Source organism: Streptomyces sp. NPDC027189 (genome assembly GCF_055566975.1).
The window spans coordinates 583,997-609,048 of record NZ_JBVHRI010000002.1 but is presented as its reverse complement, the minus strand read 5'-3'; the positions used below and the strand labels follow the sequence as shown (position 1 = coordinate 609,048).

Sequence of the window (25,052 nt, the reverse complement as noted above, 5' to 3'; positions counted from 1 at the left end):
GGGGTACTAGGCTGGCCGCCATGAGCGCACACTTTGACGTAGTGGTCCTGGGCGCCGGCCCGGGAGGATATGTCGCGGCGATCAGGGCCGCCCAGCTCGGCCTCAGCGCGGCCGTCGTCGAGGAGAAGTACTGGGGCGGAGTGTGCCTCAACGTGGGGTGCATCCCGTCGAAGGCGCTGCTGCGCAACGCGGAGCTGGCGCACATCTTCACGCAGGAGGCCAAGACCTTCGGCATCCGGGTGAACGGCGAGGTGAGCTTCGACTACGGCGAAGCCTTCACCCGCAGCCGCAAGGTGGCGGACGGACGCGTCAAGGGCGTCCACTACCTGATGAAGAAGAACAAGATCACCCAGTACACCGGCCACGGCACCTTCAGCGACGACCACACCCTCCAGGTCGCCCTCGCCGACGGCGGCACGGAAACCGTCACCTTCGGCCACTGCATCATCGCCGCCGGCGCCACCACGAAGCTGCTGCCCGGCACCTCGCTCAGCGAGCGCGTGGTGACGTACGAGGAGCAGATCCTGTCCGACACGCTCCCGGAGAGCATCATCATCGCGGGCGCGGGCGCCATCGGTGTCGAATTCGCGTACGTACTGCACAACTACGGCGTCCAGGTCACCCTCGTCGAGTTCCTCGACCGCATCGTCCCGCTGGAGGACGAGGAGGTCTCGGCGGAGCTGACCCGCCGTTACAAGCGGCTCGGCATCGATGTGCTGACCTCCACCCGGGTCGAGGCGATCAACGACTCGGGCGATTCGGTCAAGGTCATGGTGACCACGGGCGGCCAGCGACAGACGCTGCAGGCCGACAAGGTGCTGCAGGCAATCGGCTTCCAGCCGCGCGTGCAGGGCTACGGCCTGGAGAACACCGGTGTGAAGCTCACCGACCGCGGAGCGATCGACATCGACGGACGCTGCCGCACGAGCGTCCCGCACATCTTCGCCATCGGTGACGTGACGGCGAAGCTGATGCTCGCTCACGCGGCCGAGTCCATGGGCATCGTGGCGGCCGAGACGATCGCCGATGCGGAGACCATGGAACTCGACTACATCATGATCCCGCGGGCGACCTACTGCCAGCCGCAGATCGCCAGCTTCGGCTGGACCGAGGCGCAGGCCCGCGAGCAGGGCTTCGACGTCCGGGTCGCGAAGTTCCCGTTCACCGCCAACGGCAAGTCGCACGGTCTGGGCGACACCGCGGGCTTCGTCAAGATTCTCAGCGACGCCCGGTACGGCGAGCTCCTCGGCGCCCACCTGATCGGCCCCGAAGTCACCGAGCTCCTCCCGGAGTTGACCCTCGCTCAGCAGTGGGACCTGACTGTCCACGAGGTCGCGCGCAATGTGCACGGCCACCCGACGCTCGGCGAGGCGGTCAAGGAGGCCATCCACGGGCTGGCCGGTCACATGATCAACATGTGACCCGGGACAATCGTCGCCATGACCGACGGTATGGACGACGCCGAGAGCCGCCTGGCCAGGCTCGAGCGGCTGCTGGAGAGCCGCGAGCGCGAGGTGGCGCCCGCGTGGCGCCGGGCGACGCAGGGTGAGTCGCGTTGGGCGGTGACCGCCGTGATCCTGGTGGCGGTCACCCTCCAGCTGATGCTGCCGCACCGGCTCACCCTCCAGCCGTACTGGGTGCTGCCGGTCCTGGAGTTGGTGCTGCTGGCCGGCCTGATCGCCGCGAACCCCCGGCGGGTGGAGCCGCGGACCCGGTGGCTTCGCTGGCTGGGCCTGGCCCTGATCTGCGTGATCAGCCTGGCCAACGGCTGGGCGGCGGTCCAGCTGGTGGCGGGCCTGGTGAACGGCAGCGAGGGGAAGGACGCCGGGCCGCTGCTGCTGACCGGCGGCGGCATCTGGCTGACGAACGTCATCGTGTTCGCCCTGTGGTACTGGGAGTGGGACCGCGGCGGCCCGATGGCGCGGGCCCGCGGTCACCACCAGTTCGCCGACTTCCTCTTCGTACAGATGCAGAGCCCGGAGGCCGCGCCGCCGGACTGGGAGCCGGCGTTCCTGGACTACCTGTACCTGTCGTTCACCAACTCCACCGCCTTCAGCCCGACCGACGTGATGCCGCTGTCGCGCTGGGCCAAGATGCTGATGATGCTGCAATCCTCGGTCTCCCTGGTGACCGTGGTCCTGGTGGTCGCCCGGGCGGTCAACATCCTGCACTGACGGCGCGAACGGGAGACGGTCACCCTGTGGACGCCTGCGCTTCGGCCCACGACCGGTAGAGGCGGCGCAGACGGACCACGCCCAGGTCGTGCTGGTAGCGGTTTTCCTGCTGGTCGGCGTCCGCGGGCAGGGACTCGAGCATCACGCGGTCCTGCTCCTGGCGCAGCCGCTCGGGGGCCCAGCCCTCGGCGACGGCCTGCCACACGGTGTCCGCCTGGGAGGGCGGGGCCAGACCGTCGACCGGCGGGTCGAGGTCGAGGTTGGTGGGGAAGGGGTAGCCCTCGGCGGTGGCCGCGACCACGCGGCGCAGCCAGTCCTCCGAGGTGCCGTGCGCGAGGCACTCGAAGCCGAACTGCCCTCCCTGCGTCCCGCCGGGGCGGCCGAGCGGTTGTGCCCGGCGGCGTGGCCCGGGATTGCTGCCATGCCGTCCATCGGATAGGTGCCGTCTTCACATGTAGATGGTGTTCATAATATAGAACGGAGCTTGGGCATTTCAGGGCACGGCGGCGTCGTGCGGGAGCGAGAGGGTCACGTGAAAGAACTGATCGCCGGTCAATCGGGGCCAGGTGCGGCCTTGTTGCTCCTCGCGGCAGGGGTCGCCTCCGGGCTCGCCGGTTCCGTCGCGGGTCTGGCCTCGCTGTTCAGCTACCCCGCGCTGCTCGCCGCCGGCCTTCCGCCGGTGGCGGCCAACGTCACCAACACCGTGGCCCTCTTCACCAACACCGTGGGAAGCGCCGCCGGATCCCGGGCGGAACTGCGCGGGCAGCGCGGGCGGCTCGTCCGCCTCGCGGTCACGGCGGCGTTGGGCGGGGCGATCGGCGCGGCCCTGCTGCTCGGGACACCGTCCTCGGCCTTCGAACTGGTCGTCCCGTGGCTCATCGCCCTCGGCTCGGTGCTGATCCTGGCACGTGAACCCCTGCGGCGCTTGACCGCGAAGCTCAACCCGGACTCGGCCTCCGTGCCGCGGATTCCCCTCGCCTGCGCGGTCCTGCTGGTCGGGCTGTACGGCGGATACTTCGGCGCCGCGGCAGGCGTACTGATGCTGGCCGTGCTCTCCCTGTCCGCGACGGAGCCGCTGCCGGTGACCAACGCCGTCAAGAACATCGCCACCGGCGCCGCCAACGTCACCGCGGCCCTCGCCTACGCCTTCCTCGCCCCGGTCGACTGGAGCGCGGCCGCCGCGCTCGGCCTCGGCTGCTTCATGGGCGCCTGGATGGGGCCGGCGGTCGTACGGCGGCTGCCGGAGACGCCGCTACGGGTCGCGATCGCCCTCGCGGGGCTGGGGCTCGCCTGGAGCCTGTGGCGGAACGCCACCGGGTGAGTGGCCCGGCTCACATGGCGCGGCGGAGGCGTCACCGACACCATGGTCCTCGTCACCGGCAGGCTGAAGGGATTGTGCATGTTCCGCAAGGTGCTGGTCGCCAACCGTGGTGAGATCGCGATTCGCGCGTTCCGCGCCGGCTATGAGCTGGGCGCGCGAACCGTCGCCGTCTTCCCGCACGAGGACCGCAATTCGCTGCACCGGCTGAAGGCCGACGAGGCTTATGAGATCGGACAGCCGGGGCACCCGGTGCGGGCCTACCTCTCCGTCGAGGAGATCGTCCGTGCGGCGCGTCGGGCCGGTGCGGATGCCGTGTACCCGGGCTACGGGTTCCTGTCCGAGAACCCGGACCTTGCGCGCGCGTGCGAGGAGGCGGGCATCACGTTCGTCGGGCCGAGCGCGGAAACCCTTGAGCTGACCGGGAACAAGGCGCGCGCGGTGGCCGCGGCGCGCGCGGCCGGCGTACCGGTGCTCGGCTCCTCGGCGCCCTCCACCGACGTGGACGAACTCGTCCGTGCCGCCGAGGACGTCGGCTTTCCCGTGTTCGTCAAGGCGGTCGCCGGTGGAGGAGGGCGCGGCATGCGCCGTGTCGAGGATCCCGCCCTGCTGCGGGAATCCATCGAGGCGGCGGCCCGTGAGGCCGCGTCCGCGTTCGGCGACCCGACCGTCTTCCTGGAGAAGGCCGTCATCGAACCCCGCCACATCGAGGTGCAGATCCTCGCCGACGGGCACGGCAACGTCATTCACCTCTTCGAGCGCGACTGCTCGGTGCAGCGCCGCCATCAGAAGGTGATCGAGCTGGCGCCCGCGCCCAACCTGGACCCGGCGCTGCGCGAGCGGATGTGTGCCGATGCCGTGAGGTTCGCCCGGGAGATCGGCTACCGCAACGCGGGCACCGTGGAGTTCCTGGTCGACCGCGACGGGAACCACGTCTTCATCGAGATGAACCCGCGCATCCAGGTCGAGCACACGGTGACCGAGGAGGTCACCGACGTCGACCTCGTGCAGGCACAGCTGCGGATCGCCGCCGGCGAGACCCTGGCCGACCTGGGGCTCGCGCAGGAGACCGTCACCGTGCGCGGCGCCGCGCTGCAATGCCGGATCACCACCGAGGACCCGGCCAATGGCTTCCGCCCGGACACCGGCAGGATCAGCGCCTACCGCTCGCCGGGCGGTTCGGGCATCCGGCTGGACGGCGGTACCACCCACGCCGGTACGGAGATCAGCGCGCACTTCGACTCCATGCTGGTCAAACTCACCTGCCGGGGCCGGGACTTCAAGACCGCGATCGGCCGCGCCCGGCGTGCGGTGGCCGAGTTCCGCATTCGCGGCGTGGCCACCAACATCCCGTTCCTGCAAGCCGTGTTGGACGACCCGGACTTCCAGGCCGGACAGGTCACGACCTCGTTCATCGAGGAGCGGCCGCACCTGCTCACCGCACGGCACTCCGCCGACCGCGGCACGAAGCTGCTCACGTACCTCGCCGACGTGACCGTGAACAAGCCCCACGGTGAGCGGCCCGACCTGATCGAACCGACCACCAAACTGCCGCCCGTGCCCACCACCGAACCGCCCGCCGGCTCCCGGCAGCGGCTCGCCGAACTCGGCCCGGAGGGCTTCGCCCGATGGCTGCGCGAGGCCCCGACCATCGGCGTCACCGACACCACGTTCCGGGACGCCCACCAGTCGCTGCTCGCCACCCGGGTCCGCACCAAGGACATGCTCGCCGTCGCCCCTGTGGTGGCGCGGACCCTGCCGCAACTGCTGTCTCTCGAGTGCTGGGGCGGAGCCACGTACGACGTCGCGCTGCGCTTCCTCGCGGAGGACCCCTGGGAGCGGCTGGCCGCACTCCGCGAAGCCGTACCCAACCTCTGCCTGCAGATGCTGCTGCGCGGCCGCAATACCGTGGGCTATACGCCCTACCCGACGGAGGTGACCGACGCCTTCGTGCAGGAGGCAGCGGCCACCGGCATCGACATCTTCCGCATCTTCGACGCCCTCAACGACGTCGAGCAGATGCGGCCCGCCATCGACGCCGTGCGGCGGACCGGAACGGCGATCGCCGAGGTCGCGCTCTGCTACACCGCGGATCTGTCCGACCCGTCCGAGCGGCTGTACACCCTGGACTACTACCTCCGGCTGGCCGAACAGATCGTGGCCGCCGGTGCCCACGTCCTGGCCGTCAAGGACATGGCGGGGCTGCTCCGCGCCCCGGCCGCCGCGACCCTCGTATCGGCCCTGCGCCGCGAGTTCGACCTGCCGGTGCACGTGCACACCCATGACACCGCCGGAGGCCAGCTCGCCACCTACCTCGCGGCGATCCAGGCCGGCGCGGACGCGGTGGACGGGGCCGTGGCGTCCATGGCGGGCACCACGTCGCAGCCGTCGTTGTCGGCGATCGTGGCGGCGACGGACTACTCCGAGCGGCCGACCGGCCTCGACCTGAAGGCGGTCGGGGACCTGGAGCCGTACTGGGAGAGCGTCCGCAGGATCTACGCACCGTTCGAGGCGGGCCTGGCCTCGCCGACCGGGCGCGTCTACCACCACGAAATCCCCGGCGGGCAGCTCTCCAACCTGCGCACCCAGGCCATCGCACTCGGCCTCGGCGACCGCTTCGAGGAGATCGAGGCGATGTACGCCGCCGCCGACCGGATCCTCGGGCATCTGGTGAAGGTCACCCCGTCGTCCAAGGTGGTCGGCGACCTGGCCCTGCACCTGGTCGGCGCCGGAGTGACGCCGGAGGACTTCGAGGCTACGCCGGACAAGTTCGACATCCCCGACTCCGTCATCGGCTTTCTGCGCGGCGAGTTGGGCAATCCGCCCGGCGGGTGGCCGGAGCCGTTCCGCACCAAGGCGCTGGCAGGCCGCGCCGAACCCAAGCCTGTGCAGGAGCTGACCTCGGAGGACCGCACGGGACTGGTGAAGGAGCGGCGCGCAACGCTCAACCGCCTGCTCTTCCCCGGGCCGTCGCGCGACTTCGAAACACACCGTCAGACCTTCGGCGACACCAGCGTGCTGGACAGCAAGGACTTCTTCTACGGGCTGCGCCCTGCGAAGGAGTACGCCGTCGATCTGGAGCCGGGCGTACGGCTCCTCATCGAACTGCAGGCCATCGGCGAGGCGGACGAACGCGGCATGCGTACCGTGATGTCCACCCTGAACGGTCAACTGCGGCCGATCCAGGTGCGCGACACCGCGGCGGCCTCCGACGTTCCGCCGACCGAGAAGGCCGACCGGGCCAACCCGGGCCATGTGGCGGCGCCGTTCGCCGGAGTGGTGACGCTCGCGGTGGCCGAGGGCGACGAGGTGGCGGAGGGCGCTGTGGTGGCCACCATCGAGGCGATGAAGATGGAGGCCGCGATCACCGCTCCGAAGGCCGGAAAGGTGTCCCGGCTCGCCATCAACAGGATCCAGCAGGTGGAGGGCGGCGATCTCCTGGTCGAGATCGCCTGAGCCGTGGCGCGCGCCGGTCGTCGAACAGCAAAGGCTGTAGCTCGACCTGACCGGCGCACAGCCATTGCCGTCGAGTCCGAGACGCCCGAGTCTGGGGGAATGTGCCGGATCGTGAGGAGGGCGGGCGATGGGGACGAGCGGTGGCACACCGGACGCCGAGCGCCGGCGGCTGGCCGAAGCCGACGATTCCGGGGTGCCCTGGCGTCACTGGGGCCCGTATCTGAGCGAGCGCCAGTGGGGGACCGTCCGGGAGGACTACAGCCCGGACGGCGAGGCGTGGTCGTACTTCACCCATGACCAGGCCCGCTCCCGCGCCTACCGATGGGGCGAGGACGGCATCGCGGGCGTCAGCGACGACAAGCAGCGCCTCTGCTTGGCACTGGCGCTGTGGAACGGCCGCGATCCGATCCTCAAGGAGCGGATGTTCGGCCTCACCAACGCCGAGGGCAATCACGGCGAGGACGTCAAGGAGTACTACTTCTACCTCGACAGCACGCCCACGCATTCGTACATGAGGTACCTGTACAAGTACCCCCAGGCGGAGTTCCCGTACGGCGACCTCACCGCCACGAACGGGGCCCGGGGCCGCCGCGATTTCGAGTACGAACTCCTCGACACCGGCGTCTTCGACGAGGACCGCTACTTCGACGTGTTCGTCGAGTACGCCAAGGCGGGTCCCGAGGACCTGCTCATCGAGATCACCGCGTACAACCGCGGTCCCGACGAGGCGACCCTGCACCTGCTGCCCACCCTGTGGTTCCGGCACACCTGGTCCTGGGCCGGCGGCACCGCAGTACCGAGCATCCGGCAGGAGCCCGGCGGCCCGCTCCGCGCCGACCACGAGGAGCTGGGCCCGCGGTGGCTGTACTGCGACCCGGACGCGCAGACCCTGTTCACCGAGAACGACACGAACAACGAGCGGATCTTCAACAGCCCGAACGCCTCCCCGTACGTCAAGGACGGCATCCACCGGTACGTCGTCCGCGGGGAGACCGGAGCCGTGAACCCCGGACGGGCCGGGACCAAGGCGGCCGTCCACCATGTGCTGGCCGTCCCCGGCGGGCAGAGCGCCACCGTGTGCCTGCGTCTCAGCGACTGCGAACTGACCGACTGGCGTGCGGACTTCGACGCGATCATGGTCCAACGCCGTTCCGAAGCCGACGAGTTCTACGACGGGATCACTCCGTCCGGCATGGACGAGGACGAACGACGGCTGGTCCGACAGGCGTTGGCCGGGATGCTGTGGAGCAAGCAGTACTACTACCTCGACGTCGAGCGCTGGCTGTCGGAGCACGGCGTCGACCCGCTCGGCTCCGACCCCCGGGTGCGCAACAGCAACTGGTACCACATGGTCAACGACGAGATCATGTCGATGCCGGACACCTGGGAGTACCCGTGGTTCGCCGCCTGGGACCTCGCCTTCCACACCGTCGCGCTCTCGATGGTCGATCTCACCTTCGCCAAGGGGCAGTTGGACCTGCTGCTGCGCCGCCTGTACCTGCATCCCAACGGACAGATCCCGGCGTACGAGTGGAACTTCGGCGACGTCAATCCGCCGGTGCACGCCTGGGCCACCCTCTTCCTCTACGAGCTGGAGAAGCACCGCACCGGCCAGGGTGACCGCGTCTTCCTGGAGAACGCCTTCCACCAGCTGATGAAGAACTTCAGCTGGTGGCTCAACCGCAAGGACCCCGACGGCAACAATGTCTTCCAGGGCGGTTTCCTCGGCCTCGACAACATCGGTGTCTTCGACCGCAGCGCCCCACTGCCCACCGGCGGCCATCTCGACCAGGCGGACGGCACCGCGTGGATGGCCCTGTACTGCCAGAATCTGCTGGAAATCGCCATAGAGCTGGCCGTGGACAACCCGGTCTACATCGAGCAGGCGCAGTCCCTGTTCGAGCACTTCGCGTGGATCGCCGTGGCCATGAACCGCATCGGCGCGGAGAACGCCAGCCTGTGGGACGAGCAGGACGGCTTCTTCTACGACGTGCTGCGACTGCCCGACGGAACGGCGACCCGGCTCAAGGTGCGCTCGCTGGTCGGGCTGATCCCGCTCGCCGCCAGCAGCGTGGTCGGTGGCTGGGCGGACCACCGCTTCCCCGAACTGGTGGCGGGAGCACGGGAGTTCGTCGAGCGCCATCCGGCCGTGGAGGCCACCGTCTCCTCCCACGAGGCGCTGGGACCGAACGCCGAGGGCCGGTATCTGTTCGCCCTGTTCGGCGAGGACCGGCTCCGCAGGATCCTGTCCCGGATGCTGGACGAGTCCGAGTTCCTCGGCCCGCACGGCATCCGCTCGCTCTCCCGCCACCACGCCGAGCACCCGTACACCTTTCAGGTGCGCGGCGAGACGTACGGTGTCGGATATCTGCCCGCCGAGTCCGACTCCGGGATGTTCGGCGGCAACTCCAACTGGCGCGGGCCGGTCTGGTTCCCGGTCAACCTGCTGCTCATCCGCGCCCTGCTCAACCTGCACGCCTTCCACGGCACCGACTTCACCGTCGAGTGCCCGACAGGATCGGGTCGACAGCTCACTCTGTACGAGGTCGCCCGCGAGATCTCCGACCGGCTCACCGCCACCTTCCTGCGCGACGGCGACGGCCACCGGCCGGTGCACGGTGCACAGGCCAAATTCGCCAAGGACCCGCACTGGAAGGACCTGATCCTCTTCTACGAGTACTTCCACGGCGACAACGGCGCCGGCCTCGGCGCCTCCCACCAGACGGGCTGGACCGGCCTGGCCGCGGTGACCGCGACGCTGTTCCACACGCTCGGCGTGGAGGACTGGTCCGCCCGTGGCCGGGAGAGCCTGCGCCCGACCGGGGATCGAGAGGAGCCGCTGTCATGACCGCGTGGCCCGAACAGCCGGTGATCTACGAGGTCAACACCCTGGTCTGGCTGGGGGAGTTGAGCAGCCGGTACTGCCGCCCGGTCACCCTCGGCGAGGTGCCCGTGGCGGCCTGGGACGAGGTCGTCCCGCGTGGCGTCGACGCCGTCTGGCTGATGGGCGTCTGGGAGCGCAGCCCGGCCGGGCTGGAGATCGCGCTGCGCGACGAGTCGCTGCAGGCCTCGTTCCGCGCGGCGCTGCCCGACCTCCGCCCGGAGGACGTGGTCGGATCGCCGTACTGCGTCCGGAACTACGCCGTCGACCAGACGCTCGGCGGCCCCGAGGGACTGGCCGCCGCCCGCGCCGAACTGGCCGCCCGCGGCGTACGGTTGATCCTCGACTACGTCCCCAACCACGTGGCCCCCGACCATCCGTGGCTCACCGAACGGCCGGGCTGTCTCCTCCAAGGCACCCCGGACGATCTGGCCCGGGACCCCGACGCCTTCCTCGAAGCCGGCGGCCAGATCTTCGCCCGAGGCCGCGACCCCTACTTCCCGCCCTGGCCGGACGTCGTCCAGCTGAACGCCTTCAGCGACGAGCTCCGCACGGCGGCCGTCGACACCCTCGCCGCGATCGGCGACCAGGCCGACGGCGTGCGCTGCGACATGGCCATGCTGCTCATGCGCGACGTGTTCGCGAAGACCTGGGGCGACCGGGCGGGCGCCGCACCGGCCGAGGACTTCTGGCCGTACGTCATCCCCGAGGTGCGCGAGCGCCACCCGGACCTCCTCTTCGTCGCCGAGGCCTACTGGGACCTCGAATGGGCGCTCCAGCAGCAGGGGTTCGACCACTGCTACGACAAGCGGCTCTACGACCGGCTGCTGCACGAGGGCGCCGACTCGGTGCGTCCGCATCTGCTGGCCGGCCTCGGCCACCAGCGCGGCCTCGTCCGCTTCCTGGAGAACCACGACGAACCCCGGGCCGCCGCCACCATGTCGCCCGAGCGGGAGCGGGCGGCGGCCGTCACCATCGCGACGCTGCCCGGCGCGACGCTGTGGCACGAGGGCCAGTTCGAGGGGCGCCGGGTGCGGCCGCCGGTCTTTCTCTCCCGCCGCCCGGAGGAGCCCGTCGACAAGGAACTGCTCGCCTTCCACCACCGGCTGCTGGCCTCGGTCGCCTCGTCCGGAATGCGCACGGGAGGGGACTGGCGGCTGCTCGACTGCACGGGCTGGCCGGACAATCCGTCCCACGGCAACCTGGTCGCCTGGTGCTGGGCCACCGGATCAGCCCGCCACCTCGTGGTCGTCAACCTCTCCGACCAGCCCGCCCAGGGCCGGGTCCGCCTGCCGTGGACCGACCTCCGCGGCCGCCCGTGCCGCCTCGCGGAGCTGCTCACCGAGCAGACCTACGAGCGGGACGGCGACGAGCTGGTCGACGCCGGACTGTACGTCGGCCTGGAGGGCCGGCACTGGCATGTTGTCGCCGTGCCCGTAGGACCGTAGTCGCGTCAGCGCCCGTGTGGGATGAACCGGCCGACTGCTTTCCACGCGGCCGGAACCCGCCGGTGGCGCACGGCCGCGGAGGCTCCCGCGCGCGACGGGGGAATCGCCTGAGGTTGCCAGTCGCAGAGCGTCGAGGGGTCCTCGGGAGGTGCGGCGCCTCCGGCCCCGTCGTGCTCCTTGAGAGCGACGCTGATGAGTGTGAGCAGGAGCGCCACATCGGCGTCGCAGTCCAGCAGCACGGTGATCCACGAGGATCCGGGGTGCACCCGCACAGCGGTGCTGTGCTGCAGGTGTGGGAGCAGCCGATGGACGGCCGCATGCGTGAGATGCAGATCCGCTGCGTCGTCGGAGTGGAAGTGGACGATGTCGTGCCCCGTCGTCCCGAAGGCGCGTCCAGCGGCGCATCGGGGCGAGCCACTTATCAGGTTCGGCCATGACTCCAGTTGGGTCATGGCGCGATCGGCCACGGTCATGCGCACCATGGTCGCGCACTATTCACCCTGCCAACTACCCCCCTTCACCCTCTGCTTGGTCAATTGGCCGTTCTGCGCCCCTCATGATCCCGGAGCGGCCCCGTGCACCGGGCCGTAGGGCTCATGCGGGCCGTGCCGCGCTGTGGATCGCCGACGCTTCGGCGAAGAAGATCGACTCCTCGCGCACGTATGCTCCCGGGCTCGGCGCGTGGATCATCAAGCCGTCGCCGATGTAGAGGCCGACGTGGCTGACATCGCCGTAGAAGAAGATCAGGTCGCCGGGCCGGATGTCGGCGAGGGGGATCGCCGTACCGACGGTCGCCTGCTCGCGCGCGGTGCGCGGGAGTGCGACCCCGGCGGTTCTCCAGGCGGCCTGGGTGAGGCCCGAGCAGTCGTACGAGCCCGGTCCGGACGCGCCCCAGACGCATGGCCTGCCGATCTGTCCACGGGCAAAGGCGAGTACCTTCGCGGCTTTGCTGCCGTCTCCGGAGTCCGAGGTGCTGTCCGCGCCGATGGGCACGACAGCGGCGATGGGCGTGGTGGTGCTGAGAGTGGCCGATTGCTGTGGCTGCCACTCCTCTTCGGCCGGGCGAGGAGTCAGTTCCTCGTAGGCACGCCAGGCGTCTTCCGCCGGCCGGGATTCGATCGCCGGGAAGGGCGCGATCAGCTGAGGGGTGTGGCGGGAGAGCAACTCGCGGGCCACCGCGAGCTTCTGCTGGATCTGCCCCTTGGAGGTCTTCAACGAGGCCGAGGCCTGTCGCGGTTCCGCGGCCGGTGCCGGCAGGGCCTTGGCGACTTCCTGCCGTGTCCGCGGCGCGGCCGGCAGCGCGGCGACGGCCCCCGAGGTCAACTCCGCCACCGGGCCGGCAGCCACCCCGGCGACAGGACCGGCGGTCAACTCCGGGACGGGTCGGGCGGTCGACTCCCGCCCACGCTGGGCGAGTCCATCCGCCGGACGTACCGCCGGACGTGCAGGCCGCGCCTCGGCCGCGCGGTTCGGCATTCTGTCGGCCGGCAGCCTCGCCGGGACGGTCGGCCCCAACTGCGCGCGCCCCACGTCGAACCATTGCCTGGTGACGTCGTCGAGGGCGGGATCGTTGGGCCTGCGCCCGCTGTCGACCGCCGGGTTGACGCGCCCACGCGTCCCCGTGGACATCGCGCGGGTCGCGTTGTAGTTCCCGGTGGCGGTCTCGGCCTGGTCGTAGAGGCTGCTGATCCGCTGCCGGACCTCTTCGCGGCTCGGCCCGTCCGCTGCGGGCGGCTTGGCGTCGGGAGCCATGGGGGACGCACTCCTTCCGTGTTCCGCCTACCGAGTCAGCTGTCGGGTTCGGGCGGACGGTTCCGGAAGGTATGCCCTACGGCCCTTGCCCTGCTGGGCGGTTGGGCCGATTCACCCCAAAGTCGGTCGGGTCCCCGGCTCCGGCCGCCACGGGGGCGCACCGGACTCGGCGGAGGCCGCGCGACCCGGCGAGGTTCGCCGGAGGGAGTCGTGCGGTCCGCCCGTCAACCTAGCCAACTTGTGTGCCTCGCGTGAAGGTTGAAGTGCGAAGTGTCCGATATGTATTTGTGACCTTCGTCGTACTGGGTGCCCCGGCTTGCGCGGTCGGTGTGGACCGGCGACGAGCAGCTCGGCCTCGACCCCGGGCGTACACGCCGACCTGGTCCACCGCCCGCGGGCCTCGTAGTTGATCTCGCTGCCGGAACTGTGGGCTCCACCACGGCGCACGCTGGCATGGGCCTGATGAAGTGGCCCGAATGCTCGGGCTGCTCATCAACCTCCTCCCGTTCTGGATCCGCGAGCCCCTGTTCGTCGCTCTCGGCATCCCCTTCAGCGGCTTCCTCTTCTATGCGGCCGCCAGGGACGGGGAACCGATCATGGCCGCGCTCGGCATCGCCGTCCTCGCTTTCACCGCCCTGCGCGTCTATACGATGGTCCGTGTGCTCCGAGCCCGTCGCCTGGCCCAGGACGCCAACGCCGCATGACAGTTCATCTCGGCCGCGACCGCCGGTACACCGCATGAGGTGAGCGGTCACGTCATCGGCTGCATCGACAGCCCGGAGTGTTGCAGTCCTGGCAGCAGCCAGCTCTGGAACGGAGCCAGTGCGGCCAGAACCAGGAACGCAACGCCGACCGCGGCGCTGAATACCGGTCCGAGCCGCCACAGCTTCTCGATGAAGATGACGACCGCGAGTGCGGCCATCGCCGCGATGTTCATGGTGCCCAGCGGAACGAGGACGATCATGAGCCCCCAGCAGCAGCCCACGCAGTAGAGCCCATGGTGGGCCCCGACGCGCAGGTCGCGGGTGCCCGACCGGTAGCCGCCATGGCGCACGAACCGACCCGCGGGGCTTCGGCAGTGGCGCAGGCAGATGTTCTTCAGCGGACTGAACTGGTGGAGTCCGGCGAGCAGGAAGGCTCCGGCGCCGATCCAGCGCCCGGCTTCGGGGTGGCTGTCGACAAGGTTGCCGGTCACGGTGAGGATCCCGTACACGACCAGGCCGAATGCCGCCCAAGCGATCAGGTATCCGCCCGCGAACCGGGTGATCCGGGCCGCGCGGGCCGTACCGGAGGACTGACGGCCGATGTCCAGGGCCCAGGTGACGGCCACCGGCGCCACGGACGGGAACATCATGGCGATCATCATGATCACCCAGAGGAGGAGGAACGGGGGCAGGTCGAGGCCCATCGTTCCCGGCTCCATCTCCATACCGTCGGCCTGCTCCACCACGAGGAGCCACGCGAGGAGGGCGGGCAGCAGCATGACGGACCAGGCGGCGGTCATCGTCCGGGCCGGGAGGAGGTTGCCCGGCCGCATGGGTGCGGAGAGGGATGCCCAGTTACGGAACACACTTCCAGGTCATCACAGAAGGCGGTCGATCGCCTGGCAGCCGCTCTGCCCCGCAGGACCTGCCGACCTGCGAGGACGGGGGGCGAATGGAGGTGACGATCCGCGTCACCGAGCGGATGAACCACCGCTGCGACCCCGGCCCGCCGCGCGGCTGCCCGATGACCGCACTCACCGGCGCCTGCGACCCGAAGGCTTCCCCGGACGAGGTGGCCGCCCGGCGCCACCAGGCGTCGGCCTCCTTCGAAGCCGACCTCATAAGCTGACTTTATGAGGTCATAGATCCAGCCCGGCTACTGACTTAGGTTTGCCTTAGTTTAGGCTTCCCGGCGAGTACGTCTGTTACCGCTCGAAGGGAACCTGATCATGCCTCGCCCCCTGCGGGTAGCCATTGTCGGAGCCGGCCCCGCCGGGATCTACGCCGCCGACGCGTTGCTGAAATCCGCGACGGCTGCTGAGCCGGGCGTGTCGATCGACCTCTTCGAGCGGATGCCGGCCCCGTTCGGGCTGATCCGTTACGGAGTCGCCCCCGACCACCCCCGCATCAAGGGGATCGTCACGGCCCTGCACCAGGTGCTCGACAAGCCCCAGATCCGCCTCTTCGGCAATGTCGACTACCCCGGGGACATCAACCTGGACGACCTGCGCGCCTTCTACGACGCGGTGATCTTCTCCACGGGCGCGACGGCCGACCGGGCGCTCGACATACCCGGCATCGACCTCGACGGCTCGTACGGCGCGGCGGACTTCGTCTCCTGGTACGACGGGCACCCGGACGTGCCCCGGACCTGGTCGCTCGAGTCGGAGAAGGTCGCCGTCCTCGGCGTCGGAAACGTCGCGCTCGACGTGGCGCGCATCCTCGCCAAGACGGCGGACGAACTGCTGTCGACCGAGATCCCGCCGAACGTCTACGACGGCCTGAAGGCCAACAAGGCCCTGGAGGTCCATGTCTTCGGCCGCCGTGGCCCGGCGCAGGCGAAGTTCAGCCCGATGGAGCTCCGGGAGCTGGACCACTCCCCGAACATCGAGGTCATCGTCGACCCTGAGGACATCGACTACGACGACGGCTCGATCGCGACCCGGCGGGGCAACAAGCAGGCCGACATGGTCGCCAAGACGCTGGAGAACTGGGCCATCCGCGATGTCGGCGACCGCCCGCACAAGCTGTTCCTGCACTTCTTCGAGTCGCCGTCCGAGATCCTCGGCGAGGACGGCAAGGTCGTCGGCCTGCGCACCGAGCGCACCGCCCTCGACGGCACGGGCAACGTCAAGGGCACCGGTGAGTTCAAGGACTGGGACGTCACCGCGGTCTACCGCGCCGTGGGTTACCTGTCCGACGAACTCCCCAAGCTGCCCTGGGACGTCGAGTCCGGCACCGTCCCCGACCAGGGCGGCCGGGTGATCGAGGAGAACGGCGAGCACCTGCAGTCGACGTACGTCACCGGCTGGATCCGGCGCGGCCCCGTGGGTCTGATCGGCCACACCAAGGGCGACGCCAACGAGACGGTCGCCAGTCTGCTGGACGACCACGCGAACGGCCGTCTGCACACACCCGCTTCGCCCGCTCCCGAGGCTGTGGACGCGTTCCTCGGCGAGCGGAACGTCCGCTTCACCACGTGGGAGGGCTGGCACAGGCTGGACGCCGCGGAGAAGGCCCTTGGCGAGCCGCAGGGCCGCGAGCGCGTGAAGATCGTCGAGCGCGAGGACATGCTCGACGCGAGCGGCGCGTAGGACTGACCGCTCCTCCCGAGAAGCAGGGGCGGATCGATGGCTGACGGATGGTCAGTCATCGTTCCACCCGCGGGTCACCCCGGTGGCCACCGAAAACCCACCTGACCTCGCCGCCCAACTCGCCTATCGTCAACGTGATTTCCCGCGGACGCCCTTGGCTCCTCGGCGGGGACGAGGGCGGTGACGAAGTGGAGGGTGAGGGTGCGCTACCGAGAGCTGGGACGCGGTGGGGTGTCGGTGTCCGAGATCGGTTACGGGGCATGGGGGATCGGTGAATCCGCCTGGGTCGGCGCCTCGGAGGACGAATCCGTACGTGCCCTGCACCGCGCCGTCGATCTCGGCGTGAACTTGATCGACACCGCGCGCGGCTACGGCGAGAGCGAGCGGATCGTCGGCCGGGTCGTGCGTGAGCGGGCCGGTGACGAGGTGCTCGTCGCGACCAAGGTGCCGCCGAAGAACCGCAGGTGGCCGGCGCCCGACGGGCTGGACCCGGCCGAGACATTTCCGGGCGAGCACATCCGCGACAGCCTGGAGACCAGTCTGCGCGCCAGTGGCCTCGACCACTTCGACGTACTGCAGTTCCACGTCTGGAGCGACGACTGGGTCGACCGGGGCGACTGGCTGGAGACGATCGCGCAACTGAAGCAGGAGGGGAAGATCCGCCTCTTCGGTGTGTCCATCAACGATCACCAGCCGGACAACGCCCTCGCCCTTGTCCGCAGCGCGCCGTCGACTGTGTGCAGGTCATCTACAACATCTTCGACCAGGCCCCGGCCGACGCGCTGCTGCCGGCCTGCGAGGAGCAGGGCGTCGGTGTCATCGTGCGGGTGGCGCTGGACGAGGGCGGCCTCACCGGTCGGATCACCGCCGGTACGACCTTCCCCGAGGGCGACTGGCGCAACCGTTACTTCCGCGGTGACCGCGCGGCACAGGTCGAGCGGCGGGTGGCCGCGATCGTCGCCGACCTCGGCATCGCCCCCGACGAGATCGCCGAGACCGCGCTGCGGTTCGTGCTGAGTTCGCCGGCGGTCTCCACCGTCATCCCCGGCATGCGCACCGTACGCAATGTCGAGCGCAACACGGCCCTGAGCGACGGACGGCCGCTCACCGCCGACCAGCTCGCCGTGCTCGCCAAGCATCGCTGGCAGCGCAACTTCTACTCCTGATCCGCCGGAGCCGCTGATCCGTGGGAGCCGCGGCCTGGCCCGGTCACATGGGACTTCGAGATTTCCGGGAGAAGCTGTCGATCCAGGTGCGTCCTGTTCGACGCAAGGGTGAGAGCGGGAAACCACGAACCCAAGGAGTACGGCCATGCCCAAGCTGCGCGTACACAACCTCACCGTCTCGCTGGACGGCTTCGCCGCCGGTCCCCAGCAGCGTCTGGAGCACCCGCTCGGCGAGGGCTTCGAAGGCATGCACGAGTGGATGTTCGCCGCGATGCGGGACTGCGCCGACGGCAAGAGCGGGATCGACGTCGAGTACGTCGAGCGGAGCGAGGAGAACATCGGTGCCACGATCATGGGCCGCAATATGTTCGGGCCGCAGCGCGGGCCGTGGCAGGACGAGTCGTGGAAGGGCTGGTGGGGCGACAACCCGCCGTACCACAACGACGTGTTCGTGCACACACACCACCTGCGGCCGTCGCTGCCGATGGAGGGCGGGACCACGTTCCACTTCACCGACGAGCCCATCGAGACGGTGCTGGAGCGGGCCTTCGAGGCCGCGGCGGGCAAGGACGTGCGGATCGGCGGAGGGCCGGCCACGGTTCAGCAGTATCTGCGCGCCGGGCTGATCGACGAGCTGCATCTCGCCATCGTCCCGAAACTCATCGGCAGCGGTGAGCGCCTCTTCGACAACCTGGGGGACGGGATCGACGGTTATCGGGTCGCCGAGCTGGTCGGCTCGCCCGCCGTCGCGCACGCCCGGCTGGTGCGTCGCTGAGACCTCCCCCGCAGGGGGCCGGCTCAGCCTTCTCGGGCGGGACCCTGCTGGGGCTCGCCCGACCCGGGCGCGCCCCCCTCGCCCCACCCCGGTGCCTCCGTCCCGAGCGACGCGGGCGCCCCCGCGCGCAGTCCGTCCATCACAAGATCCAGAAGCCGTGCGGCGCGTGGCTGCCAGTCGGCGTGCGGGTCGAGCTGCCAGAGCCCGGCGATGGCGAGCATGAAGTCGTCCTGGGTCACTCCCGGGCGGATGGTGCCGGCCTCCTCGTTCGCCTCGAGGAGGAGTGTGACGGCCGAGCGCACCGAGCCGTGTCCCAGTTTGGTCAGGGTGCCGCGCGTGACGGTGGGCGAGCGCAACGCATCGGCCAGGCCGGCCTTGGCCATGCCGTACTGGGCGAGCCGGTCCATCCACTCCCGCAGCGCCCGGTCCGGTGCGCGGGTCTTCAGCAGCTGGGCCGCGGTGTCGGCGACCTGCTGCACCTCGTGGCGGTAGACCTCCAGGACGAGGGCCTCGCGATTGGGGAAGTTGCGGTAGAACGTGCCCTGCCCGACGCCCGCCTTCTTCGCGATCGCGCTGAGCGGGGCGTCCGCCGAGTTCGTCAGCTCCACCAGGGCCACTTCGAGGATGCGCTCGCGATTGCGCTGCGCGTCCGAGCGCAGCGGCGCGTCCTTCTCGGAGTCCACTCGTCCTCCTTTCGGAATCACGGCCGGGCCGCCCTTGCTAAGCGGACAGCTGTCCGTTAGGTTTCACTGGTAACGGACAGCTGTCCGTTTAGAGCTCACTTTAGTGGCTGCCCTGCTCCGTGTGTATGGCCGGAACCGATCGCCGACCGGCATTCTCGCGCACCGAGCGGGCTTTCGAGCCGCGCCGGTCTCCCCATCGACTTCGACGCGCAACGCATACGCGAAAGAAGGCTGATCATGGCCCCATCGACGTCCAGCGCCATCACTTTGAACATCAATGGCGAGAAGTACACGCTGCCCGTCGACCACCGCACCACCCTGCTCGACGCACTGCGCGAGCAGCTCGATCTGACCGGTACCAAGAAGGGCTGTGACCAGGGACAATGCGGCGCCTGTACGGTGCTGCTCGACGGCCGGCGAACGGTGTCCTGTCTGCAACTCGCGGTCGCCGCCGAGGGGCGCGCGATCACCACCATCGAAGGTGTGGCGGACGGTGAGCGGCTGCATCCGGTGCAGCAGGCGTTCCTCGATCTCGACGGTTACCAGTGCGGATACTGCACGCCTGGCCAGATCTGTTCGGCCCTCGGGGTGATCGAGGAGCACGCGGCGGGCTGGCCGAGCGCCGTGACCGCCGATGTCCGGCCCGAAGCGGGGGTTCCTCCGCTCACCGCCGAGGAGATTCGCGAGCGGATGAGCGGCAACCTGTGCCGCTGTGGCGCGTATGTGTCGATCGTCCAGGCCGTGGCGCGGGCGGCAGAGGCCCAGGTCGCCGAGGCCGGGGACGACACCAAGGGGGCGGCGGCATGAGGGAATTCGGCTACGAACGCGTCCTCGACGTCTCCGGCGCGGTCGCGCTGCTCGGCGAGGACCCCGACGCGCGCTTCCTCGGCGGCGGCACCAACCTCGTCGACCTGATGAAGGCCGGCGTGGAGAGGCCGACCCGGCTCGTCGACGTACGCGAACTGCCCCTCGACCGGATCGAGTTCACCCCGGACCGCGGTCTGCGCATCGGCGCGACCGTCACCAACAGCGATCTCGCCGCCCATCCCGAAGTGCGCCGCCACTTCCCGGCGTTGGCGCAGGCCGTCCTGGCCGGAGCCTCCGGGCAGCTGCGCAACATGGCCACGGTGGGCGGGAATCTGCTCCAGCGCACCCGCTGCGGCTACTTCACCGACTTGGCGAAACCGTGCAACAAGCGTGCCCCTGGCAGCGGTTGCCCCGCCATCGAGGGCGAGCACCACAACCACGCCGTCCTCGGCGCCTCCGAGCACTGTGTGGCCACGCACCCCTCGGACATGGCGGTCGCCCTCACCGCCTTCGACGCCCTCGTCTCGTACGAAACGGCGGACGGCCCCGGCGAGTTGCCGCTCGCCGACTTCTATCTGTCCGTGGGCGAAACCCCGCACCGGGAGACCGCGCTGCCGCCCGGCGCGCTGATCACCGGTGTCACGCTGCCACCGGCTCCGGTCGCCGCACGCTCGCGGTACCGGAAGGTGCGCGAGCGAGCCTCGTACGCCTTCGCGATCGGCTCGATCGCCGCCGCTCTCGATGTCCAGGACGACGTCGTACGCGAAGTGCGGCTCGCCTTCGGGGCGGTGGCGTCCCGGCCGTGGCGGGCCGGCGAAGCCGAGCGGGTGCTGACCGGTGGTCCGGCGAGCGCCGAGGCGTTCGCCGCCGCCGCGGACGCCGAACTGGCGGCCGCCCGACCCTTGCCCCACAACGGATACAAGGTGCCGCTGATGCGCAACCTCGTCGTGGCCGTGCTGACCGAACTCGCCGAGGAGGCCGCCCGATGACCACGACCACCGGAACCGCCGCGGCGACGAGGGCCGTCGGCACCGCACACACCCGCGTGGAGGGCATCGCCAAAGTGACCGGCGCGGCCCGCTACGCCGGAGAATTCCCCCACCCCGAACTCGCCCACGGCTGGCTGGTGTTGTCGACCGTGGCACGCGGTCGCGTCCGATCGGTGCAGGACGCCCCCGTGCTGGGCATGCCCGGCGTGCTCACCGTCCTGCACCACGGGAACGCCCCGCGGCTGGAGCCGGACTACACCGTCCCGCTCGGGCAGCCCGACCCCGCCCTTCAGCTCTTCCAGCACGACCGGATCCCGTACGTCGGCTGGCCGGTGGCGCTGGTCGTCGCCGAAACACCCGAGCAGGCCAGGGAAGCGGCCGAGGCGCTCGTGGTCGAGTACGACGAGGAGCCGCACGACGTGGCGTTCTTCGCGGGACGCCCCGGGATGTACACACCGGAGGGCTCCGAAGCGCGCAAGGGCGACCTGGAGGCCGAACTCGCCGCGTCCGCCGTGGTCGTGGACGCCGAGTACACCACACCGGAAGAGCACCACAGCCCGATGGAGCCGCACGCGGCGACGGCGCGCTGGGACGGCGGCCGGCTCGAAGTCGTCGACTCCAACCAGGGCAGCAGGTTCGTGGCCGACGAGCTCGCGAAGCTGTTCTCGCTCGACCCGGACTCGGTGCGGGTGCGGTCCGAACACGTCGGCGGCGGCTTCGGATCCAAGGGGACCCGCCCGCACTCGGTGCTCGCGGTGATGGCGGCCACCGTCCTGCACCGCCCGGTCAGGGTCGTACTGACCCGCCGTCAGATGTTCTCGCTCGTCGGCTACCGCAGCCCCACCGCCCAGCGCGTCAGGCTCGGCGCCGACGTCGACGGACGGCTGCGCGCGCTGGACCACCAGGCGGAGTGCCTGACCTCGACCGTCTTCGAATTCATCGAGCGCAGTGCCGATTTCGGGCGTCCGGTGTACGACGCCGACGCGCACCACACCACCACCCGTGCCGTACGGCTCGACGTGCCGACCCCCACCTGGATGCGCGCCCCGGGCGAGGCGCCGGGTTCGTTCGCGCTGGAGTCGGCGTTCGACGAACTCGCCGAGAAGTGCGGCATCGATCCGATCGAGCTGCGCTTGCGCAACGAACCGACCGTGGGCCCCCTGTCCGGGCTGCCGTTCAGCAGCCGCAATCTCCGCGCCTGCTTCGAGGAGGGCGCCCGCAGGTTCGGCTGGGCGGACCGTGACCCGCGTCCCGGCGTCCGCCGGCAAGGCCGCCTGCTGCTCGGCACCGGCGTGGCCGCTTCCGCGTTCCCCACGCTGTCCGCTCCGTCCACGGCCGCCGTGACGGCGGAGGCGGACGGCACCTTCACCGTACGGGTCACCGCGATGGACATCGGGACCGGCGCGAGGACGGCGTTGACCCAGGTCGCCGCCGACGCACTGGAGGTGCCACCCGGGCGCATCCGGATGCGGATCGCGGACAGCGACTTCGGGCCGGCGATCATCGCGGGCGGCTCGATGGGCACCCGCTCCTGGGCCTGGGCAATCATCGCCGCGGCACGCGAACTGCGCGAGCGACTGGTCCCGGGCGGGGCCATTCCGCCCGAGGGAATCACCGCCCGGTCGGACACCTCCGCGGCCGTCGGCGCGCTGGCGAAGAAGGAACGGCACACTTTCGGGGCGCAGTTCGCCGAGGTCGCCGTCGACGTCACCACCGGGGAGGTGCGCGTGCGGCGGATGCTCGGCATCTTCGCCGCGGGCCGGATCGTCAACCCGCTCACCGCGCGCGGCCAGTTCATCGGTGCCATGACGTGGGGCCTGTCCATGGCCCTGCACGAGGAGGCGGTCAGGGACCAGGCCTCCGGCGGCCTCGTCGGCGCCGACCTCGCGGGCTACCATTTCGCCGCGCACGCCGACGTACCGGCCATCGAGGCGGACTGGGTCGACGACCCGGACCCGGACGACCCGGTCGGGATCAAGGGCATCGGCGAGATCGGGATCGTGGGCGCCGCGGCGGCCATCGCCAACGCGGTCTGGCACGCGACCGGCGTACGCCACCGGAACCTGCCGATCCGGCCCGATCGCGTGCTGCGGGCGGCCGAGGGAGCCCTGGGTGCTTGACATCGCCGACGAGCTGAACCGGTGGGTCGAGGAGGGCCGGGACTTCGCCGTCGCCACCGTCGTGTCCGTCGGCGGCAGCGCACCGCGCGGTCCCGGCGCCGCCCTCGCCGTCGACCGTCACGGAACGGCCATCGGCTCGGTCTCCGGCGGCTGCGTCGAAGGGGCGGTGTACGACCTGTGCGTCCAGGCGCTCCAGGACGGCGCGACGGTTGTCGAACGGTTCGGCTACAGCGACGAGGACGCCTTCGCGGTGGGCCTGACCTGCGGCGGGGTCATCGAGGTGCTGGTCACACCGGTACGGGCGGTCACCTTGGAACGTACAGAGGCGCCCGTGTTCGCGGCATGGCTGGCCGCCGCTGCCCGGGGCGGGACGGTGGCTCTCGCCCGGGTGGCCCGGGGGCCGGCCGAACTGCTGGGCAGGGCGCTACTGGTTCACGCCGACGGGTCGTACACGTCGGACGAAGGGGGCCTCGGCGTCTCGTACGACGGCGGTCTCGTCGATCGTTCGGAGCTGGACCGGACCGCCGCCGCGCAGGCCCGCGCGATGCTGGACGCGGGGCGCACCGGCACCGTCGAGATCTCCGAGGACGGATCGGGCTGCCCGGGCGGTATGACGCTGTTCGTCGAGTCGAGCGTGCCACCGCCCCGGATGATCGTCTTCGGTGCCGTGGACTTCGTGGCGGCGCTGGTACGGGCGGGTAAGTTCCTCGGCTACCACGTGACCGTGTGCGACGCCCGTCCCGTCTTCGCCACCCGAGTCCGATTCCCCGAGGCCGACGACATCGTGGTCGACTGGCCGGACCGCTACCTCCGGCGCACCGAGACGGATCACCGCACCGTCCTGTGCGTACTCACCCACGACGCCAAGTTCGACGTGCCCCTCCTGGAGACGGCGCTGCGGCTGCCGGTCGCGTTCGTCGGCGCGATGGGCTCCCGCCGCACCCACGAGGACCGCAACCGCCGACTGCGCGAAGCCGGCGTCACGGAGCGGGAGCTGGCCCGCCTGCGGTCACCCATCGGCCTCGATCTCGGCGCCCGCACCCCTGAGGAGACCGCCCTGTCGATCGCGGCGGAGATCGTCGCGGCCAGGCGGGGCGGGTCGGGCGTTCCGCTCACCGGCTCGCGAACGCCGATCCACCATGACCGGGTGACGGTGTCGGCGGCCGCAGTCGGATGACTCATGCGGAACGACTCCCCACACCGCAGTCTGGAGGTAGGGATTCGGAGCCGGAGGTCTGGAGGTCGGCATGGTCACGATGCATGCGGTACGCGGTCACCGTCGCGGCGGGCCGGAGCAGCTGACGTACGAGGTCGCACCACGTCCCGAGGCGGGTGCGGGGGAGGTGCTGGTCGCCGTGCGATCGGCGTCGATCACGTTGGGTGAGCTCGCCTGGGACGCGACCTGGACCGACAGCTTCGACGGCAGTGGCAGCTTGCGCACGCCGATCATTCCCTCCAAGGAGGTCTCCGGGATCGTCGCCCGGGTGGGCCAAGGGGTGACCGACTGGGACGTGGGCGACGAGGTGTACGGGCTGATCCCGTTCACCAGGGACGGAGCCGCTGCCGAGTACGTCGCCGTCCCGGCGGCCGTGCTGGCCGCCAAGCCGTCGGGGCTCGACCACGACCGTGCGGCGGCCCTGCCGCTCTCCGGGCTGACGGCCTGGCAGGGGTTGGTCGGGCACGGCGGGCTGCGCCGCGGCTCCCGCGTGCTGGTGCACGGCGGCGCGGGCGGTGTCGGTTCCGTCGCCGTGCAGCTGGCGGCCGCGCTGGGTGCCTCCGTCACCGCGACGGCCTCGGCCGGATCAGCGGACTTCGTACGCGAGCTGGGTGCCGAGCACGTCGTCGACTACCGCACCGAGCGCTTCGAAGAGCACGTCAAGGACATGGACCTGGTCCTCGACACCGTCGGCGGCGACACCCAGGACCGCTCCTGGCAGGTGCTGCGCCCGGGTGGTGCGCTGGTGAGCATCGTCGCTCCGCCGGACCCCTCGCGGGAGGGCGGGGTGTTCTTCATCGTCGAGCCCGACCGGGCCGGTCTCGACGAGCTGACCCGACTGGTCGACGACGGCAAGCTGGATCCGCGGGTCGAGCGTGTGATGCCGCTGGCCGAGACCGCCCAGGCGTACAGGGCGCTGGAGGAGGGACACCGGCTCGGGAAGATCGTGCTCCGGGTGGCGTGAGCGAG

The 25,052-nt window shown here is 70.4% G+C and carries 19 protein-coding genes, 2 pseudogenes and 1 riboswitch; of the genes and pseudogenes, 16 read left to right on the top strand and 5 right to left on the bottom strand.

All coding sequences use genetic code 11. The features are described 5' to 3' along the window. Window positions 1-20: 20 nt before the first annotated feature. Entirely contained in the window at window positions 21-1,421 is a 1,401-nt protein-coding gene (gene lpdA, locus ACZ4RZ_RS07230) for a dihydrolipoyl dehydrogenase (RefSeq protein WP_467742860.1), read from the top strand. 18 nt (window positions 1,422-1,439) lie between these two features. Further along, window positions 1,440-2,174, top strand: coding sequence for a hypothetical protein (locus ACZ4RZ_RS07225; protein WP_467742858.1), 735 nt, complete (start codon window positions 1,440-1,442; stop codon window positions 2,172-2,174). Window positions 2,175-2,193: 19 nt separating this feature from the next. Here the strand turns inward: ACZ4RZ_RS07225 and ACZ4RZ_RS07220 are convergent. After that, window positions 2,194-2,508 (bottom strand): annotated as a pseudogene (locus ACZ4RZ_RS07220) (hypothetical protein); the annotation flags it as partial. Window positions 2,509-2,748: 240 nt separating this feature from the next. On the opposite strand from ACZ4RZ_RS07220, the gene ACZ4RZ_RS07215 reads away from it, so the two are divergent. From ACZ4RZ_RS07215 to ACZ4RZ_RS07200, 4 genes are all read left to right on the top strand, one after another. Then, a complete protein-coding gene (locus ACZ4RZ_RS07215; protein WP_467742856.1) occupies window positions 2,749-3,495 on the top strand; it encodes a sulfite exporter TauE/SafE family protein in 747 nt (248 codons plus the stop codon). A gap of 78 nt (window positions 3,496-3,573) precedes the next feature. Next, window positions 3,574-6,948: a pyruvate carboxylase gene (locus tag ACZ4RZ_RS07210; RefSeq protein ID WP_467742854.1), complete on the top strand. Its 3,375-nt coding sequence runs from the start codon at window positions 3,574-3,576 to the stop codon at window positions 6,946-6,948. A 127-nt stretch (window positions 6,949-7,075) separates the two neighbouring features. Continuing rightward, window positions 7,076-9,796, top strand: a complete 2,721-nt coding sequence (locus ACZ4RZ_RS07205) for an MGH1-like glycoside hydrolase domain-containing protein (protein WP_467742852.1) — start codon at window positions 7,076-7,078, stop codon at window positions 9,794-9,796. Then, window positions 9,793-11,277, top strand: a complete 1,485-nt coding sequence (locus ACZ4RZ_RS07200; RefSeq protein ID WP_467742850.1) for an alpha-amylase — start codon at window positions 9,793-9,795, stop codon at window positions 11,275-11,277. Before ACZ4RZ_RS07205 ends, ACZ4RZ_RS07200 begins: the two co-directional genes overlap by 4 nt. Before the next feature lie 5 nt (window positions 11,278-11,282). Here the strand turns inward: ACZ4RZ_RS07200 and ACZ4RZ_RS07195 are convergent, their stop codons facing one another. Both ACZ4RZ_RS07195 and ACZ4RZ_RS07190 read right to left on the bottom strand, forming a co-directional pair. After that, window positions 11,283-11,750, bottom strand: a complete 468-nt coding sequence (locus ACZ4RZ_RS07195) for a luciferase domain-containing protein (RefSeq protein WP_467742848.1) — start codon at window positions 11,748-11,750, stop codon at window positions 11,283-11,285. A 121-nt stretch (window positions 11,751-11,871) separates the two neighbouring features. Next, window positions 11,872-13,029, bottom strand: a complete 1,158-nt coding sequence (locus tag ACZ4RZ_RS07190) for an NlpC/P60 family protein (RefSeq protein WP_467742846.1) — start codon at window positions 13,027-13,029, stop codon at window positions 11,872-11,874. Between the two features lie 9 nt (window positions 13,030-13,038). After that, window positions 13,039-13,211: riboswitch (cyclic di-AMP (ydaO/yuaA leader) on the bottom strand. 294 nt (window positions 13,212-13,505) lie between these two features. Between ACZ4RZ_RS07190 and ACZ4RZ_RS07185 the strand changes: the two genes are divergently transcribed. Continuing rightward, entirely contained in the window at window positions 13,506-13,733 is a 228-nt protein-coding gene (locus ACZ4RZ_RS07185) for a hypothetical protein (protein WP_467742844.1), read from the top strand. Window positions 13,734-13,780: 47 nt separating this feature from the next. Here ACZ4RZ_RS07185 and ACZ4RZ_RS07180 read toward each other — a convergent pair whose 3' ends face one another. Beyond that, on the bottom strand, window positions 13,781-14,566 hold the full coding sequence (locus ACZ4RZ_RS07180) for a DUF2182 domain-containing protein (protein ID WP_467743092.1): 786 nt from the start codon (window positions 14,564-14,566) through the stop codon (window positions 13,781-13,783). 119 nt (window positions 14,567-14,685) lie between these two features. Here ACZ4RZ_RS07180 and ACZ4RZ_RS07175 point away from each other — a divergent pair, with 119 nt between their 5' ends. The 4 genes and pseudogenes from ACZ4RZ_RS07175 (at window position 14,686) to ACZ4RZ_RS07160 (ending at window position 18,268) form a co-directional block, all read left to right on the top strand. Beyond that, window positions 14,686-14,862, top strand: a complete 177-nt coding sequence (locus ACZ4RZ_RS07175) for a hypothetical protein (protein ID WP_467742842.1) — start codon at window positions 14,686-14,688, stop codon at window positions 14,860-14,862. A 100-nt stretch (window positions 14,863-14,962) separates the two neighbouring features. Continuing rightward, window positions 14,963-16,327 carry an FAD-dependent oxidoreductase gene (locus ACZ4RZ_RS07170; protein WP_467742840.1) on the top strand — a complete coding sequence of 455 codons (1,365 nt, stop codon included), beginning with the start codon at window positions 14,963-14,965 and terminating at the stop codon, window positions 16,325-16,327. A 201-nt stretch (window positions 16,328-16,528) separates the two neighbouring features. Further along, window positions 16,529-17,493, top strand: a pseudogene (locus ACZ4RZ_RS07165) (aldo/keto reductase). A 145-nt stretch (window positions 17,494-17,638) separates the two neighbouring features. Further along, window positions 17,639-18,268 carry a dihydrofolate reductase family protein gene (locus tag ACZ4RZ_RS07160; protein WP_467742838.1) on the top strand — a complete coding sequence of 210 codons (630 nt, stop codon included), beginning with the start codon at window positions 17,639-17,641 and terminating at the stop codon, window positions 18,266-18,268. A gap of 23 nt (window positions 18,269-18,291) precedes the next feature. On the opposite strand, the gene ACZ4RZ_RS07155 is transcribed toward ACZ4RZ_RS07160, so the two are convergent. Next, window positions 18,292-18,951 (bottom strand): TetR/AcrR family transcriptional regulator, encoded by a 660-nt coding sequence (locus ACZ4RZ_RS07155; RefSeq protein ID WP_467742836.1) that lies wholly within the window; start codon window positions 18,949-18,951, stop codon window positions 18,292-18,294. A gap of 237 nt (window positions 18,952-19,188) precedes the next feature. Between ACZ4RZ_RS07155 and ACZ4RZ_RS07150 the strand changes: the two genes are divergently transcribed. The 5 genes from ACZ4RZ_RS07150 (at window position 19,189) to ACZ4RZ_RS07130 (ending at window position 25,047) form a co-directional block, all read left to right on the top strand. Further along, window positions 19,189-19,758, top strand: coding sequence for a (2Fe-2S)-binding protein (locus tag ACZ4RZ_RS07150; RefSeq protein WP_467742834.1), 570 nt, complete (start codon window positions 19,189-19,191; stop codon window positions 19,756-19,758). Further along, complete coding sequence (locus ACZ4RZ_RS07145) at window positions 19,755-20,747, top strand: FAD binding domain-containing protein (RefSeq protein ID WP_467742832.1); 993 nt, start codon at window positions 19,755-19,757, stop codon at window positions 20,745-20,747. The genes ACZ4RZ_RS07150 and ACZ4RZ_RS07145 overlap by 4 nt, the downstream gene beginning before the upstream one ends. Further along, window positions 20,744-22,867: a xanthine dehydrogenase family protein molybdopterin-binding subunit gene (locus tag ACZ4RZ_RS07140; RefSeq protein WP_467742830.1), complete on the top strand. Its 2,124-nt coding sequence runs from the start codon at window positions 20,744-20,746 to the stop codon at window positions 22,865-22,867. Before ACZ4RZ_RS07145 ends, ACZ4RZ_RS07140 begins: the two co-directional genes overlap by 4 nt. Continuing rightward, a complete protein-coding gene (locus ACZ4RZ_RS07135) occupies window positions 22,860-24,044 on the top strand; it encodes an XdhC family protein (protein ID WP_467742828.1) in 1,185 nt (394 codons plus the stop codon). Before ACZ4RZ_RS07140 ends, ACZ4RZ_RS07135 begins: the two co-directional genes overlap by 8 nt. Before the next feature lie 70 nt (window positions 24,045-24,114). Continuing rightward, window positions 24,115-25,047 (top strand): NADP-dependent oxidoreductase, encoded by a 933-nt coding sequence (locus ACZ4RZ_RS07130; protein WP_467742826.1) that lies wholly within the window; start codon window positions 24,115-24,117, stop codon window positions 25,045-25,047. Window positions 25,048-25,052: the final 5 nt, after the last annotated feature.

Excerpts from the sequence above, each read along its gene's own strand:
- lpdA (WP_467742860.1), top strand. The coding sequence starts at position 21 with ATGAGCGCACACTTTGACGTAGTGGTCCTGGGCGCCGGCCCGGGAGGA.
- ACZ4RZ_RS07225 (WP_467742858.1), top strand. The coding sequence starts at position 1,440 with ATGACCGACGGTATGGACGACGCCGAGAGCCGCCTGGCCAGGCTCGAG.
- ACZ4RZ_RS07210 (WP_467742854.1), top strand. The coding sequence starts at position 3,574 with ATGTTCCGCAAGGTGCTGGTCGCCAACCGTGGTGAGATCGCGATTCGC.
- ACZ4RZ_RS07205 (WP_467742852.1), top strand. The coding sequence starts at position 7,076 with ATGGGGACGAGCGGTGGCACACCGGACGCCGAGCGCCGGCGGCTGGCC.
- ACZ4RZ_RS07200 (WP_467742850.1), top strand. The coding sequence starts at position 9,793 with ATGACCGCGTGGCCCGAACAGCCGGTGATCTACGAGGTCAACACCCTG.
- ACZ4RZ_RS07195 (WP_467742848.1), bottom strand. The coding sequence starts at position 11,750 with ATGACCGTGGCCGATCGCGCCATGACCCAACTGGAGTCATGGCCGAAC.
- ACZ4RZ_RS07190 (WP_467742846.1), bottom strand. The coding sequence starts at position 13,029 with ATGGCTCCCGACGCCAAGCCGCCCGCAGCGGACGGGCCGAGCCGCGAA.
- ACZ4RZ_RS07185 (WP_467742844.1), top strand. The coding sequence starts at position 13,506 with ATGCTCGGGCTGCTCATCAACCTCCTCCCGTTCTGGATCCGCGAGCCC.
- ACZ4RZ_RS07180 (WP_467743092.1), bottom strand. The coding sequence starts at position 14,566 with ATGCGGCCGGGCAACCTCCTCCCGGCCCGGACGATGACCGCCGCCTGG.
- ACZ4RZ_RS07175 (WP_467742842.1), top strand. The coding sequence starts at position 14,686 with ATGGAGGTGACGATCCGCGTCACCGAGCGGATGAACCACCGCTGCGAC.
- ACZ4RZ_RS07170 (WP_467742840.1), top strand. The coding sequence starts at position 14,963 with ATGCCTCGCCCCCTGCGGGTAGCCATTGTCGGAGCCGGCCCCGCCGGG.
- ACZ4RZ_RS07160 (WP_467742838.1), top strand. The coding sequence starts at position 17,639 with ATGCCCAAGCTGCGCGTACACAACCTCACCGTCTCGCTGGACGGCTTC.
- ACZ4RZ_RS07150 (WP_467742834.1), top strand. The coding sequence starts at position 19,189 with ATGGCCCCATCGACGTCCAGCGCCATCACTTTGAACATCAATGGCGAG.
- ACZ4RZ_RS07145 (WP_467742832.1), top strand. The coding sequence starts at position 19,755 with ATGAGGGAATTCGGCTACGAACGCGTCCTCGACGTCTCCGGCGCGGTC.
- ACZ4RZ_RS07140 (WP_467742830.1), top strand. The coding sequence starts at position 20,744 with ATGACCACGACCACCGGAACCGCCGCGGCGACGAGGGCCGTCGGCACC.
- ACZ4RZ_RS07130 (WP_467742826.1), top strand. The coding sequence starts at position 24,115 with ATGGTCACGATGCATGCGGTACGCGGTCACCGTCGCGGCGGGCCGGAG.